14 protein-coding genes are annotated in these 14461 nt (G+C 66.3%); 5 read left to right on the forward strand and 9 right to left on the reverse strand.

Going from position 1 to position 14461, the window contains the following annotated elements; all coding sequences use genetic code 11:
* Positions 1-3 precede the first annotated feature (3 nt).
* Positions 4-1107 carry an efflux RND transporter periplasmic adaptor subunit gene (locus DBO85_RS00145; protein ID WP_108104076.1) on the reverse strand — a complete coding sequence of 368 codons (1104 nt, stop codon included), beginning with the start codon at positions 1105-1107 and terminating at the stop codon, positions 4-6.
* Positions 1108-1199: 92 nt separating this feature from the next.
* Here DBO85_RS00145 and DBO85_RS00150 point away from each other — a divergent pair, with 92 nt between their 5' ends.
* Complete coding sequence (locus tag DBO85_RS00150; protein ID WP_108104078.1) at positions 1200-1841, forward strand: TetR/AcrR family transcriptional regulator; 642 nt, start codon at positions 1200-1202, stop codon at positions 1839-1841.
* 3 nt (positions 1842-1844) lie between these two features.
* Here the strand turns inward: DBO85_RS00150 and DBO85_RS00155 are convergent, their stop codons facing one another.
* Positions 1845-2576 carry a class I SAM-dependent methyltransferase gene (locus tag DBO85_RS00155; protein ID WP_407681434.1) on the reverse strand — a complete coding sequence of 244 codons (732 nt, stop codon included), beginning with the start codon at positions 2574-2576 and terminating at the stop codon, positions 1845-1847.
* Between the two features lie 157 nt (positions 2577-2733).
* On the opposite strand from DBO85_RS00155, the gene DBO85_RS00160 reads away from it, so the two are divergent.
* Positions 2734-3501 (forward strand): hypothetical protein, encoded by a 768-nt coding sequence (locus tag DBO85_RS00160; protein ID WP_108104082.1) that lies wholly within the window; start codon positions 2734-2736, stop codon positions 3499-3501.
* A 59-nt stretch (positions 3502-3560) separates the two neighbouring features.
* Here DBO85_RS00160 and DBO85_RS00165 read toward each other — a convergent pair whose 3' ends face one another.
* The 6 genes from DBO85_RS00165 to ppc form a co-directional block, all read right to left on the reverse strand.
* Positions 3561-4271, reverse strand: a complete 711-nt coding sequence (locus DBO85_RS00165; RefSeq protein ID WP_108104084.1) for an extensin-like domain-containing protein — start codon at positions 4269-4271, stop codon at positions 3561-3563.
* 59 nt (positions 4272-4330) lie between these two features.
* Entirely contained in the window at positions 4331-5215 is an 885-nt protein-coding gene (locus tag DBO85_RS00170; RefSeq protein ID WP_108104086.1) for a DUF72 domain-containing protein, read from the reverse strand.
* The gene (locus tag DBO85_RS00175; RefSeq protein WP_108104927.1) at positions 5215-5574 is read right to left on the reverse strand and encodes a hypothetical protein; all 360 of its coding nucleotides are present in this window, start codon (positions 5572-5574) and stop codon (positions 5215-5217) included. Before DBO85_RS00175 ends, DBO85_RS00170 begins: the two co-directional genes overlap by 1 nt.
* Before the next feature lie 94 nt (positions 5575-5668).
* Positions 5669-6349, reverse strand: a complete 681-nt coding sequence (gene tsaB, locus DBO85_RS00180) for a tRNA (adenosine(37)-N6)-threonylcarbamoyltransferase complex dimerization subunit type 1 TsaB (RefSeq protein ID WP_108104088.1) — start codon at positions 6347-6349, stop codon at positions 5669-5671.
* Positions 6350-6428: 79 nt separating this feature from the next.
* Complete coding sequence (adk, locus tag DBO85_RS00185) at positions 6429-7076, reverse strand: adenylate kinase (RefSeq protein ID WP_108104090.1); 648 nt, start codon at positions 7074-7076, stop codon at positions 6429-6431.
* 217 nt (positions 7077-7293) lie between these two features.
* Complete coding sequence (gene ppc, locus DBO85_RS00190) at positions 7294-9930, reverse strand: phosphoenolpyruvate carboxylase (protein ID WP_108104092.1); 2637 nt, start codon at positions 9928-9930, stop codon at positions 7294-7296.
* Between the two features lie 225 nt (positions 9931-10155).
* On the opposite strand from ppc, the gene DBO85_RS00195 reads away from it, so the two are divergent.
* Positions 10156-10500, forward strand: coding sequence for a pilin assembly protein (locus tag DBO85_RS00195; RefSeq protein ID WP_108104095.1), 345 nt, complete (start codon positions 10156-10158; stop codon positions 10498-10500).
* A 185-nt stretch (positions 10501-10685) separates the two neighbouring features.
* Positions 10686-12632, forward strand: a complete 1947-nt coding sequence (locus DBO85_RS00200; protein ID WP_158268855.1) for a putative bifunctional diguanylate cyclase/phosphodiesterase — start codon at positions 10686-10688, stop codon at positions 12630-12632.
* Here the strand turns inward: DBO85_RS00200 and DBO85_RS00205 are convergent.
* Complete coding sequence (locus tag DBO85_RS00205; RefSeq protein WP_108104099.1) at positions 12607-13482, reverse strand: pseudouridine synthase; 876 nt, start codon at positions 13480-13482, stop codon at positions 12607-12609. The genes DBO85_RS00200 and DBO85_RS00205 overlap by 26 nt on opposite strands.
* A gap of 300 nt (positions 13483-13782) precedes the next feature.
* Here DBO85_RS00205 and DBO85_RS00210 point away from each other — a divergent pair, with 300 nt between their 5' ends.
* Complete coding sequence (locus DBO85_RS00210; protein WP_108104101.1) at positions 13783-14235, forward strand: PA2169 family four-helix-bundle protein; 453 nt, start codon at positions 13783-13785, stop codon at positions 14233-14235.
* The last annotated feature ends 226 nt before the right edge of the window (positions 14236-14461 follow it).

Raw genomic sequence — 14461 nt, forward strand, 5'->3', positions numbered from 1 at the left:
GGATTACTCCTGGGCCGCGAACTCGACGGGACGGTTTTCATGGTCCACCGGGCGGATCTTCTGGCCCTCGCGCAGCACATGCACGCCGGCCGCCACCACCCAATCGCCCTCCTTCAGACCTTCCAGCACCGAGACCCGCTCCTGGCCGTAGCTGCCGACCTTGACCGGCACGCGGCGGACACTGTTGCTCTGCTGATCGACCACCCACAGATAGGCAGCGCCCTTCTCCGCACTGATGGCGGTCATGGGTACCGACAGCGGCACCTCGCCCTCGACCCGGACATTCACTCGCGCACTCTGGCCCAGCTCGGCATTGACCTTGTCACCGACGAACGAGACCCGCGCGGCAAAGGTCCGCGACTGGGCATCGGCAGCAGGCGACAGCTCGCGAATCCGCCCGGGATAGCTCTTGTCCGGCTGCGACCAGAGTTCGACGGCCACCTCCTGACCGATGCGGAAACGCTCGATGGCATGCTCCGGCACGCCGATCAGCACTTCGCGCTCGCCGTCCGCCGCCAGGGTAAATACGGTCTGACCAGCCGCCACGACCTGGCCGACCTCGGCCAGACGGCGGGCGATGATGCCGTCCTGGGTCGCACGCAGCACCGCGTAGCCGGCCTGGTTGGCAGCCACGTCGTATTCGGCGCGAATCTGCTTGAGGCGGGCTTCACCGGCGCGGTACTGGTTTTCGACGTTGTCGTATTGGGACTGGCTGATCAGCTGACGACCGAGCAGGGTGCGGTAGCGATCACGCTCGGAACGCACCAGCTTGAGATTGGCTTCTGCGGCCGCGAGCTGGGCGCGCACGGCCTCCAGCTGCAGGCGCACATCCTGCGGATCAAGCTCGGCCAGTGGCTGATCCTTGCTCACCCGCGCGCCGACATCCACCAAGCGGCGGCTGATCTTGCCGCCGATGCGAAAGGCCAGCTCGGACTCCAGACGGGCGCGAACCTCGCCCGGATAGGTCTCGAAGGCCTGCCCGGCGGGCACGGGTTGCGCCACCAGGGCGGGACGAACCGGCGGCTCGACCGGCTCGCCATTGCCACAGGCGATCAGGAACAGGCTTGCGCACGCGGGCACAGCGAGGGACAGGACATGACGAAACATGAGGATGACCTTTCGCAGAAGAGGCTTGGAATACTTATACTGCCGGGTATAGTAAGAATGCCAAACCCGCCAGTCCAGTATTAAAACGTGACATGACCGACAGACTACCGACAACACCCAGCGGTCCAGGCCGCCCCAAGGATCCAGCCAAGCGCTCGGCCATTCTCCAGGCTGCCAAGTGCCTGTTCCTGGCGCATGGCTACGAGGGCAGCAGCATGGACGCCATCGCTGCAGAGGCGGGCGTCTCCAAGCTGACCGTCTACAGCCACTTCAACGACAAGGAAACCCTGTTCGCCGCCGCGGTGGCCTCCAAATGCCAGGAGGAACTGCCGCCGCTGTTCTTCGAGCAGGATCCCAAGGTGCCGCTGGATCAGGTACTGACCGAGGTTGGTCGGCGATTCCATCTGTTGATCAACAGCCCCGAGTCGGTTGCCATGCACCGCCTGATGGTCGCCCAGGGCACGCACAATCCAGAGCTGTCGCGGCTGTTCTTCGAGGCCGGCCCGCAGCGAATCCTCGATGCCACCACCCAGTTGCTGGCGCGTGCCGACCGCAATGGCCAGCTGCGAGTGGCCCAGCCGCAACGCGCTGCGGAACATTTTCTCAGCATGATCAAGGGTGCCTGCCATCTGCGTCTGCTGATCGGCTGCTGTGAGGCGCCCAAGGGCGAGGATGCGGAAGAACACGTAGCCGACGTGGTGCAGCTGTTTCTGCGCGCCTATCGTCCGGACTGAACCTCAGCCGGGCGTCAGCTTCTTCTTCGGATAGATGTCGTAGCGGCTCGACTTGCCTTCCAGGCTGTAGCCCGGCGCAGGGCCGGCAATCGGCGGTGCCTTGCGCGCGCGCTTGACTACCACCCGATGGCTGGCCAGTTCCAACGCCGCTGCGAGTAACGCCGGGGCATCGTCATCGTCGCCCACCAGCGGGCGGAACAAGCGCATTTCCTTCTTCACCAGCGCGCTCTTGTCACGGTGCGGGAACATCGGATCGAGGTGGATCACCTGCGGTGCGCTGTCCTGCCAGGCGGCCATCAACGCAATCGCGTCGCCGACCAGCAAGCGCATGCGCGCGATGATCTCGGCAACCTCGGCGGCCGTCGCGGCGCGACGCAGCCCATCTTCGAGCAGAGCCGCGATCACCGGCTGACGCTCGATCAGCACCACCTCGCAGCCGAGACTGGCGAGCACGAAGGCGTCGCGGCCCAATCCGGCAGTGGCATCCAGCACCCGTGGCCGCACGCCCGGACCGATACCGATGGCCTTGGCGATCATCTGCCCGCTGCCGCCGCCAAACTGGCGCCGGTGCGCCAGGGCGCCCTCGACGAAATCGACCCGCACCGGACCGGGCGCCTGCGGACCCCGCTCGACCAACTGCAGGCCATGTGCACCGACCTGCAAAACCATCTCCGCAGACCCACCCCCGTGCAGCCGGAGCCGCACCGCCAAAGCCTGCGCCTGGTCGTTGAACATCGCCTCGGATGCCTCGACCTCAATAATGGCACTTTGCCGCTCGTCGCCCATTGCTGCCCCTGTTCAGTATTCACTCAACCCGCCAGCGCGGCGGTCGATAACCAGCGAAAGCGGCATTCTGCCAGACCCGGCACCCCGGAGCCGCTGCGAGTTCGCCATGATCAATTCCATCGCCACTGGACACACGCCAGAGCAGAACAGATCCCGGTCAATTGACGGCGGCGCGGATGCCGATCCACGGCAATCGCGCGACTACCAGATACTGCGCCGCACCCTGGGCATCGAGGAAGAGCAGCCGAAAGCGCTGGCTCGGCCGGACGCAGAGCCAGTAGCCGAAGATGCACTGGCGTCCGCAGAGGCCGACGTGGCGCGCTTCGAGCAGGTCCTGCAGCAACGCGAACTGAACGTCGAGATCGGCACCCCTACCCAGCCGCAGATCAGCGATCCGCTGACGCTTGACCTGGCTGGCGATGGTTTCGCGACCCGCGGGCTGGGGCGCGCCGTACACTTCGATCTGAACGCCGACGGTCGTCTCGACCAGGTCAGCATGCCTGACCGTGACGACGCACTGCTGGCGCTTGATCGCAACGGCAATGGGCGCATCGACGACGGCCGCGAGCTGTTCGGCGATCAGAACGGCGCTGCCAACGGCTTTGCCGAACTGGCCCGCCATGACGACAATGGCGACGGACGAATCGACGCCAGCGATGCCATCTATCGACAGTTGACCCTGCTGCGTTTCGATGAACAGGGGCGCCAACAGACCCGGTCACTGGCAGACGCCGGTGTCAGCGCCATCCGCTTGCAGGCGCGCGACGTCGACATCGCACTCGGCGCCTACGACCGCATCGCCCAGCTCGGCGCCTTCGAGTTCGCCGACGGCCGCGAGGGGCAGGCCGCCGATCTGTTGCTGGCCCATCGCTGACGCCGTGCTAGGCGCAGGCAACGCGCTCTGCAGCTGATGCCCGCGCCGGGACGGCGAGCTCAACGACATATCCGAAACGTCCCCATATCCAGATGCAGGTGATCGTGGTGGGCGGCGTTGTACTCCGGCCCCAGTACCGCGTTGAAGGGCCCACAGGCGGCATCGCGTACCTGGCGCAGGAAGCGCTGCTCGCGTTCGCTGCCGTTCCAGTCTCGCGCCAGGGTGATGCGGGTGCCGTCGCGCAGGCGGAAGCCTGCGATATCCAGCGCGTTGGCGCTGGCATGCTGGCTGCGCCGGCTACTGCCGCCGATATTGCGACAGGCGAAGCTGCCGTAATGCTCGATTCGCACCACCGGCTGGCCATAGACCGCATCGGCCGCCGGCTGCAGTCCGTGTTCCTCGAACAGGGCAAAAGCCGCCGCCAACGGACAGCTGGCGAGAAAGTCACCACCCAGTGCCAGCGTGTCGCTGCTGCGCAGACGCACGCTGTTCTCCAGCGGACAGCCCGGCGCAGGAAGGCTGTCGGCCACCGGGTCGAAGCGCAGTTGCGAGGTTTCCAGCGCCTGCAGGCAGCGCCGCGGATCATCACGCAGGCGCGCCATCTTGAAGCCGCTGAGAAAGTTCGGCGGTTCACCCAGGTCCAGCGGCGCCCAGGGATTCCAGCGCGGCGGTATCTCGACCCAGCCCCGCAGCAACGCAGCCGCAGCCAGCGCCAGCAGCAGCAGAAAAAGCAGAAAGCCCCTGGCGGAGCCGTTACCTACCTCGGACATCTTCCCTCCCCCTTTCCCTACTTGAGGCAAGCCGGGCAGGCCAAGGGTTCAGTACCGCGCTACAGCAGGCTGAGCTGGTCCTCGGCACAGGGTTCCGGCAAAGGCGCAAGGCCTGGCAAACGCTGCGTCAGCAACTGGTGGAAACGACGCGCCAGTTGCGGCGCCTGGCGGTTGTCGGAGGTATGCACGAACACATGCGGACGCAAGCCGTCCTCGATCCACTCGGCGACCTTGACCAGCCAGGGAGCGAGAAAGGCTTCGTTGGCGGCAAGCTCGGGATGCCCGACGAAACGCAATTGCGGACGGTCGCTGAAGGCAGTCGGTCGTGGCGGCAGGCGCGGCTTGCGTGACTGCGCGTGAACGACCGCGGCGGTGGTCTCGGTGCAGCTGAACAAGGCCCGGCTGTCGAGGCAGATGCGCTCCACGCCCTGATCGCGCAGCAGGCGGTTGAGAGCACGCTCGGCGTCACCGCGCGCGAAGAACGCCGGGTGACGCAACTCGACCGCAAGACGGGCCGGGAAGTTGTCGATGAAGACCGCCAGCTCCGCCAGCCGGTCGGGGCCGAAGGATGCCGGCAATTGCAACCAGTAAGGCGTCACCCGTGCTGCCAGCGGTGCCAGCAATTCGAGAAAAGCCGCCACGGCCTCGGCCTGCTCGCGCAGATCGCCACCATGGCTGACCTGACGCGGCAACTTGGCACAGAAGCGAAAATCCTCCGGCATCTGCTGCGCCCAGCGCGCCACCGTTGCCGCCGCCGGCTGGGCATAGAAGGTGGTATTGCCCTCCACCGCATTGAAGGTGCGGCAGTAAAGGGCAAGCAGATCGGTCGGTGTCGCATCGGCGGGATACAGGGTGCCGCGCCAGGCGGTTTCATTCCAGCCGGGGCAGCCAAGATGGTAAGGCAGGGACAAGCAGGAAGATGCGAGTGCGGCGGCTAGCGACATCAGGCGTAGAGATCGAGCCCGAGCACTTCGGTCGCGTCGACCTCGGAAACCATGTTCGCGGTGCTGCCGTAGCTGGCCAGGGCCTGGGCGACCCGGCCGCTCACCGGGCGCTGGTAGGAATCGAGAAACTCGCGGGCCCGCGCCGGCAACTGATCATTGTTGCCCTCGCGGGCGGCAAGCGCATTCTCGACCTGACGCGGCTGCGGAACGCTCTCGAAGCCCTGGCTTCCCGAAGCGGGTGCCGGTTGCTCACGACGCAGCTCCTGTTCGCGCTGGATTTCGCGATAGGGATTGCTCGCGGGGCTCGGCCGAGCTCCACGATCCAGCGGATAGGAAGATGAAAAACCGTCGATACGCATCATTGGACCTACGTGATGGTCGCCTCACTCTACTGACTGGCCGCAGCGCTTGGCAATAACCGAACGGCAGTGCGTTCATCGCCGGGATGAACGGTCAGGCCTGGCCCTTGGGCGTGGCCACCTTGTCGCGCAGATAAACCGGCTGGGCGTCCTCGGCCGGTAGAGCCTCGCCGCGCGCCCAGGCGAAGCTGGCCAGCTCGAGCAGATCGAGCGCATCGGGCAGCAGATCGCCCAGGGTAGCCGTCGGCTGCAGCGCGATACGCGCCGCATGGGTGCCCCAGCCCGTGCCGGCAGCAACCCAATCGCCACTGGCGCCACGCGGCAGTTGCGCCTGCTCCGGCGGCAGCACCGCCTCGCTGCCGAGCAGACGCATCTCACCCTGATCAAGTTGATAGCAGCCCCAATAGACTTCGTCCATTCGCGCATCAATGGCGGCGGCCACCTGCTGCGCGCCGAGCCGGCGATGGGCGCCCTGGGCCAGGGCCGCCAGGTTGGAGATCGGCAATACCGGCCGGTCAAGCGCGAAGGCCAATCCCTGCACCACACCGATGGCGATGCGCACACCAGTGAAGGCACCGGGGCCGCGGCCGAAGGCGATCGCATCCAGTGCCGACAGACCTATTCCCGCCTCCGCCAGCAGCGTCTGGATCATCGGCAGCAGGCGCTGCGCGTGCAGCCGCGGCGCCACCTCGTAATGATTGAGGATGCGTCCGTCGTGGCGCAGGGCTACGGAGCAGGCTTCGGTGGCCGTATCGAAGGCCAGCAGGCTGGGCATGGCAATGGCTCGCAGGAAAAAGGCGCGCAGTATAAACGCCAACGGCCCGCAAGCGGGCCGTTGGCGGTGTCGGTCGCGATCAGGAAAGCGCGGCCAGTACCTTGGCGGTGATCTCTTCCACCGAACCCACGCCTTCGACGCGGGCGTAGCGGGCGGTGCCCTGCTCGGCAGCCAGCTTCTGGTAGAAATCCACCAGCGGCTTGGTCTGGGAATGGTAGACCGAGAGGCGATGCCGCACGGTTTCCTCGGTGTCGTCCTTGCGCTGAACCAGGTCTTCACCGGTCAGATCGTCCTTGCCGGCGACCTTCGGCGGATTGTGGTCGACGTGATAGACCCGGCCGCTTGGCTCGTGCACCCGGCGACCAGCAATGCGCTGGACGATTTCCTCGTCGTCGACGGCGATTTCCAGCACGCGGTCGATGGTCACGCCGGCCGACTGCATGGCCTCGGCCTGCGGAATGGTGCGCGGGAAGCCATCGAACAGGAAACCATTGGCGCAGTCGGGCTGCTTGATGCGTTCCTTGACCAGATTGATGATCAGGTCATCGGAAACCAGGCCACCGGCGTCCATCACGCTCTTGGCCTGCAGGCCCAGCTCGGTGCCCGCCTTGACCGCGGCACGCAGCATGTCGCCGGTGGAGATTTGCGGGATGCCGAACTTTTCCGTGATGAATCGAGCCTGGGTGCCTTTGCCGGCCCCAGGTGCTCCCAGCAGAATCACGCGCATCGATGTCTCCTCAATGAAGCTGAACTTGGAAATCGTCGGATTCGCCTTTGCCGGGCCAATCGCACAATCCGGGACGGCCGCATACGGCGGCCGAAAAAGGTTGGACACGATACACAGCGCCCAGAATGCACACAAGCCGTCGAAAGTCTGATGCCTGGGTGCCTGGCACTGTGCCCGCCGTTGTGCTGGGAACGACGGCGGGCGCAGAGAAGCGCCGCTAGCCGGTGTTGCGCAAACCCGCGGCAATGCCGGCGACGCTGACCAGCAGCGCCTGGTCGAGGGCGCCCTCGACCTGCACGTCGTTGCGTCGGGCCCGCGCCAGCAGCTCGACCTGGAGCATGTGCAGCGGGTCCAGATAGGCATCGCGCACGCTGATCGACTCCAGTGTTTCCGGGCTATGGCCAAGCAATTGCTGCTGCCCGGTCAATTCAAGCACGGCGCGGCATGCCTGCTGCAACAGCTCTCGCAGGCGCAGGCCCAGCGGCAGCAACGGCGCCTCGACCAGACGCTCGTCGTACAGCGCGGCGATGGCGCCGTCGGCCTTGGCCAGCACCATTTCGAGCATGTCGATGCGGGTCCGGAAGAACGGCCACTGCTCGCGCATGCGACACAATGCCTCACTCTCGCCGCGCGCCAGGGCATTGCCCAGCGCCGCTTCCCAGCCCAGCCAGGCCGGCAGCATCAGTCGCGTCTGGGTCCAGGCAAAGATCCATGGGATCGCCCGCAGGCTCTCCACCCCGCCGGCACGGCGCTTGGCCGGACGACTGCCCAGCGGCAGGCGGCCGAGTTCCTGCTCCGGCGTGGCCTGGCGGAAGTAGTCGACGAACTGCGGATCATCCCGCACCACCTGGCGATAGGACTGCAGGCCATCGGCGGCGAGGCGGTCCATCATCTCGCGCCAGGCCGGCTCGGGCGTCGGCGGCGGCGCCAGGGTCGCCTCCAGCACCGCAGACAGATAGAGGTTGAGGTTCTGCTCGGCGATATGCGGCAGGCCGAACTTGAAGCGGATCATCTCGCCCTGCTCGGTGGTGCGGAAGCGCCCGGCCACCGAGCCCGGCGGCTGCGACAGGATCGCCGCGTGGGCCGGCGCGCCACCACGACCGACGGTGCCGCCGCGACCATGGAACAGCAGCAGCTCGATCTCCTGCTCGCGGCAGATGCGCACCAGAGTCTCCTGGGCACGGTACTGCGCCCACGCCGCTGCCGCGGTACCGGCGTCCTTGGCCGAGTCGGAATAGCCGATCATCACTTCCTGCGGGCCGTGCAGACGGCGGCGATAGCCGGGCAGGCCGAGCAGTCGCTCGATCACCGGACCGGCGTTGTCGAGGTCGGCCAGGGTCTCGAACAGCGGCACCACGCGCATCGGCCGGCGCAGCCCGGCTTCCTTGAGCAGCAGCTGGACCGCCAGGACATCCGACGGGGCGCCGGCCATGGAAATCACGTAGGAGCCCAGGGCTGCGGCCGGCGACTGCGCGACCACCCGACAGGTCTCGAGGACCTCGGCAGTTTCCCCCGAAGGCTGGTGATACGGCGGCAACAGCGGTCGCCGGCTGTCCAGCTCGCGCTGCAGAAACTCGATGCGCTGCTCCTCGTCCCAGTCGGCATAGCGCCCCAGACCGAGATAGTCGGTGATCTCGTTGAGCGCCGCGGCATGCCGCGCGGCGTCCTGACGGATATCCAGGCGCACCAGGAACAGGCCGAAGGTGGCCGCACGGCGCAGGCAGTCGAGCAGCGGCCCGTCGGCAATCACGCCCATGCCGCATTCGTGCAGCGAGTGATAGCAAAGCTCCAGCGGCTCGCGCAGCTGGGCATTGTCCTGCAGCACGTCGGGCGGCGCCGGCTGCGGCTCGCGCAGCGACGCCTCGGCCCAGGCGCGGGTCGCCCGCAGACGATCACGCAACTGCTTGAGCAGTTGGCGATATGGCTCGGGGTGGTCGCCGCTCCGCGCCAGCATCGCATCACTGGCGCGTTGCATGGACAGTTCGGTGGCGAGCTGTTCGACATCGCGCAGGTACAGATCCGCGGCCATCCAGCGTGCCAGCAACAGCACCTCACGACTCACCTCGGCGGTGACATTGGGGTTGCCGTCGCGATCCCCGCCCATCCATGAAGCAAAGCGCACGGGGGCGGCGTCCAGCGCCAGGCGCAAGCCGGTTGCCTGGTGCAGCGCCGTGTCCACGCCGCGCATGAAACTGGGCACCGCGTGCCACAGGGAGTGCTCGATGACCGCGAAGCCCCATTTCGCCTCATCGACCGGGGTCGGCCGGCTGCGGCGGATTTCCTCGGTGTGCCAGGCCTCGGCGATCAGCCGCTGCAGACGCTGGCGGGTCTGTTCCTGCTCGACGCTTGAAAGATCATCGTGATCCAGTTCAGCCAACTGCGCGGAGATCGCGTCGTACTTCTGGATCAGGGTGCGCCGGGCGACCTCGGTCGGGTGCGCGGTGAGCACCAGCTCGATGTCGAGCCGACCGATTTGTCGAGCCAGTGCGTCGTCGCCGTAGCCGGTGCTCTTCAGGCGCTGCAGCAGGCAGGTCAGCGCCTGATCCTCGAACGGCTGCACCTCGCCTGGCCGACGCCGACGCACGCGGTGGTACTGCTCGGCGATGTTGGCCAGGTTGAGGAACTGGTTGAAGGCCCGCGCCACAGGCAGTACCTGCTCGGCATTCAGGCCGTCGAGGCTGTTCGCCAGCTGTTCTGCGCCCTCTCTGGAGCCGCGTCTGGCGGCCTTGGCACCCTTGCGGATGCGCTCGATGGTTTCGAGGAATGCATCCCCGTGTTCCAGGCGGATGGTTTCGCCCAGCAGCGCGCCCAGCAGGTGCACGTTTTCACGCAAGCGCGTGTCGATTTCGGTCATTGCCCACTCCGGCAGCGTTGAACTCGCAGACTGTATAGCACGTCAACCGGCAGTCACCGACCCATCGGCGGCCGCCACGCGACTATGCTGAGAAAGCTGACCGCAAGGCCTGGCGACTGGTTCGTGAAGACCCTCGCAGCCAGGCTCGCTGGTGCGCTGCCCATGCATGCGCAACCGCCATCATCAGCCGTTTCGGTCACAGCCAAACCACCCTGGAGGTTTTCCATGAAAATTCGCGAACTGGTCAATCACTGGGAACAGGGGCCCAAGGGCCGCCTGACCCGGGAAAGCTACGCGATTCACCTGGATCTGGACTCCGCTGCGCGCATGGCCGCCCTGGCGGAAATGTATCCCCGTCGCAGTCTGGAGGAACTGCTGGGCGAGCTGATCGCCGCCGCGCTCGAAGAGCTCGAGACCAGCCTGCCCTATGTGAAAGGACAGAAAGTTGTGGCTACCGACGAGCAGGGCGATCCGCTGTACGAGGACGTCGGGCCCACGCCACGTTTCCTGTCCCTGGCGCGCAAGCATCTGCATCAGCTGCAGGATAGCGCCGACGCACAGACCCACTGAGCGCCAGTGGATTGCCGGCGGCCAAGCGCCGCCGATGCTGCTCCAGATCAATGCGAATGATTGTCGGCTGCTGCTAGTCTGCATTTCCCTGCCTGCGACCGGGACCGCAGCCCCGTTCGCGCCTCGGTCGTCGGGGCCGCTGCATCCGGCAAGGGCTCAAGCCAACTCCCAGCCGGTCCATGAGCATGAAGTCCATTCTGGCCCCACGCACGGCAAGCGCCTGCGCGTCATTGCTGTTCTGTTACTGCGCGCAGTCCCAGGCAAGCCCTGCCCTCTGGCTGGACGCCGCGCGCACCTCCATGCCGCCCTGGCTGCTTGCCACCGGCCTGCTGCTGATCGCCGGTCTGGCACTGCTGGCCGGCCTGGGTCGCCGTCGCGAGCGCAACCTGTGCCGGCAACTGCGGTTGACTGCCAGCGTGTTCCGCAACAGCAGCGAGGGCATCGCCGTGACCAGCGCCGAAGGCCGGATTCTGGCCGTCAACCCGGCGTTCGAACGTATCACCGGCTACCGCTGCGAGGAAGTCACCGGCAAGAGCCCCGGCCTGCTTTCCTCCGGGCGCCACGATGCGCGCTTCTATCGCGAGATGTGGGCTCACCTGCGGGCCTGCGGACACTGGCAGGGCGAATTCTGGAACCGGCGCAAGGATGGCGCCCTCTACGCGGCACTGAGCAACATCAGTGCGGTACATGACGAGCATGGCCGGCTCAGCCACTACATCAACCTGTTTACCGACATCACCCAGCTCAAGCACCACCAGCAACGCATCGACCAGTTGGCACATTTCGATGCTCTCACCGGCCTGCCCAACCGCACCTTGCTCGCCGACCGCCTGCAGCAGGCTACTGCCCTGGCCCAGCGCAGTGGCAGGGGACTGGCGGTCTGCCTGCTGGATCTGGATGTGTTCAAGCCGATCAACGACCGATTCGGCCACGACATCGGCGACGAGCTGCTGGTCTGCGTGGCCCAGCGCCTGCAGCAGTGCCTGAATGCAGGAGACACCCTGGCACGCATCGGCGGTGACGAATTCGCCCTGCTGCTGGGGGATATCGAGGATGTCGCCGACTGCGACCAGCGAGTACTCGAGATTCTGCGCCGGGTCGGTGAACCACTGCAGGGCTCCGCTGCGAGTATCAGCCTGTCGGCCAGCGTCGGCGTGACGCTGTTCCCGCTGGACAACGCAGACAGCGAGCAGCTGTTGCGCCACGCCTCCCAGGCGATGTACCGGGCCAAGGAAACCGGCCGCAACCGCCATCAGTGGTTCGATCCGGAACATGGTCGCCGAGTGGAACAGCAGCAGGCGCGCCTGCAACGACTGCAACAGGCGCTGGAGGACGACGAACTACGCCTGCACTACCAGCCGAAGATCGATCTGTACAACGGCGAGGTGATCGGTTGCGAGGCCCTGTTGCGCTGGCAGCATCCACAGCAGGGCCTGCTGCAGCCGGCCGCATTCCTCCCGGCGCTGGAAGGCAGCGAGCTGGAGCAGAGGGTCGGCGCCTGGGTACTGGACCACGCGCTGGCCCAACTCGCCAACTGGCACCACGCGGGACTGCCCCTGGAAATGAGCGTCAATGTCAGCGCCGAACACCTGCTCTGCCCTCGCTTCAGCGAGAACCTGCAAGCTGCCCTCGCCCGCCACCCCCAGGTCGCCGCACAGCATCTTGAGCTGGAAATCCTCGAAACCACGGCGCTGAGCAGCATGGAACGCTCGGCGCTGGTGCTGGAACAGTGCCGCGCCCTCGGCGTGCGCTTCGCGCTCGATGACTTCGGCACCGGCTACTCGTCCCTCGCCTACTTCCGTCGGCTGCCGGTCGACAGCCTGAAGATCGACCAGAGCTTCGTCCGCGACATGCTCGCCGACCCGGACAGCCTGGGCATCGTCGAGAGCGTGGTGCGCCTGGCGGCAGCCTTCAATCGCCGCGTGGTCGCCGAAGGCGTGGAAACCCGCGAACACGGCGAGCGCCTGCAGCGCATGGGTTGTCGTTTCGGCCAGGGCTACGGCATTGCCCGGCCGATGTCCGCCGAGTGCTTCGCCGGCTGGCTGCAGCACTGGCGCCAGGACAATCCCTGGACCGCCCAGCGCAGCCTCGCGGTAAGCGGCGAGTTCAGCAGCACAGCTGGCGGGTACTGACGAAACGACGCGGCGCGCCGCTCAGCGGATCGACGAACGCCAGCGAGCGCGCCAGCAATTGCAGCGGCGTGCTGAAGTCATCGAGCCGCTCCTCACGCAAGCACGGATACAGCGGATCGCCGATCAGCGCGGCACCGAGACCCGCCATCTGCACCCGCAGCTGATGTTTGCGCCCGGTGAGCGGTTGCAGGCCGTAGCGCCAATAGGCGTCACCGCGCTCCAGGACCTCGATGCGCGTCTCGCTGTTGGCCTCGCCCGGCTCTTCGCGCATGCGGAAGAACGGCTCGCCGGGCACGATCCGGCTGCACAGCTGCAGCGGAAACGACAGCTGCGGCAGGGCCGGCGCCAGGGCCTCGTAGGTCTTGTCGATACGGCGCTGGCGAAACAGGGCCTGGTAGCGGTCACGACTGGACGGATTGCAGGAAAACAGCACCAGCCCGGCGGTGAGCCGATCGATCCTGTGCAGCGGCACCAGGCCGGGATTGCCCAGCGAGCGCACCAGGCGCGCCAGCAGGGTCTGCTCGACATAGCGGCCGGCCGGCAGCACCGGCAGGAAGTGCGGCTTGTCCACCACCAGCAGATGCTCGTCCTGGTGCAGCACCTGCTCATGAAACGGAATCGGCGTTTCCTGCGCCACCTCGCGGAAGTAGCGCACCCGCAGGCCCTCGCGATACGGATGCGTCGGATCGAGCGGACGACCGTCCTGGTGCTGCACCTTGCCGGCCTGCATGCGCGCCCGCCAGGTCTGCCGGTCGATTGCCGGGAAACGCTGGCAGAGACAGTCGAGCACCGTCGCCCAGTCACCCGCGGGCAGATGCAGTGTGCTGGGCAACAGCGGTTGATCGGACATGGGCATTGCCGCAGAAGGACGGGCCGACAGTGTGCCAGCAGCGCGGAGCAGATGCTCGCGCCGGGGTTGCCGGAGCCTTCTCAGCGGCCATTTCCGCCAAGCGCAACGGCGGCGGATGAAGGCAAAGCGACACTTCCGGCAATCTGCAAGCGGATGAGCGGTCATGCCGTGCAATGTGCGCGAGACTGGCAATTCCTGGAAAAATACAAGCAGCTGATTTTTAAAGAAAAATACTTCAAAAATGAGTTGGCACGATGTCTGCCATCCAATACGGGACATTCATCCGCAAGGAGTTTCCCCATGGATAACAAAGACGTCATTTCCACCCTCAACGACCTGATCGAAACCAGCAAGGACGGTGAGAAGGGCTTCCGCGAGTGCGCCGAAGACATCAAGCGCACCGACCTCAAGGCCCTGTTCCTCGACCGTGCCCAGGGTTGCGCCGTCGCCGCGAGCGAACTGCAGGCGCTGGTGCGCTCGCTCGGTGGCGATCCGGAAACCGGTGGCAGCCTGAGCGGTGACCTGCATCGTCGCTGGGTCGACCTCAAGTCGATGATCACCGGCAAGGACGACGAAGCGATTCTCAACGAGTGCGAGCGTGGCGAGGATGTCGCCATGAAGTCCTACAAGAAGGCACTCGACAAGCCGCTGCCGCCGACCGTGCGCGCCGTGGTCGAGAAGCAGTTCCAGGGTGTGCAGCGCAATCACGACCAGGTTCGTGCCCTGCGCAACCAGGCACGCAAGGCGAGCTGATCGCCCCCTGCACCGGGCCCCGCCAGCGAAAGCTGCGCGGGGCCTTTTTATGGGGTTAGCCGAGGCTGCTTATGTACAACTCGGCGCAATGCGCTGCGCTTATTGCGCCCTACGGCTGGGCACCGCATCCGTAGGGTGGATACCGCCCCGGCCAGGTTCGTGCCCTGCGCAACCAGGCAGGCAAGACCAGCCAATGGTCGCGAGCGCCTCCGGTCGATCCGCACTT

It is taken from the genome of Pseudomonas mangrovi, from assembly GCF_003052585.1.
Lineage (GTDB): Bacteria > Pseudomonadota > Gammaproteobacteria > Pseudomonadales > Pseudomonadaceae > Aquipseudomonas > Aquipseudomonas mangrovi.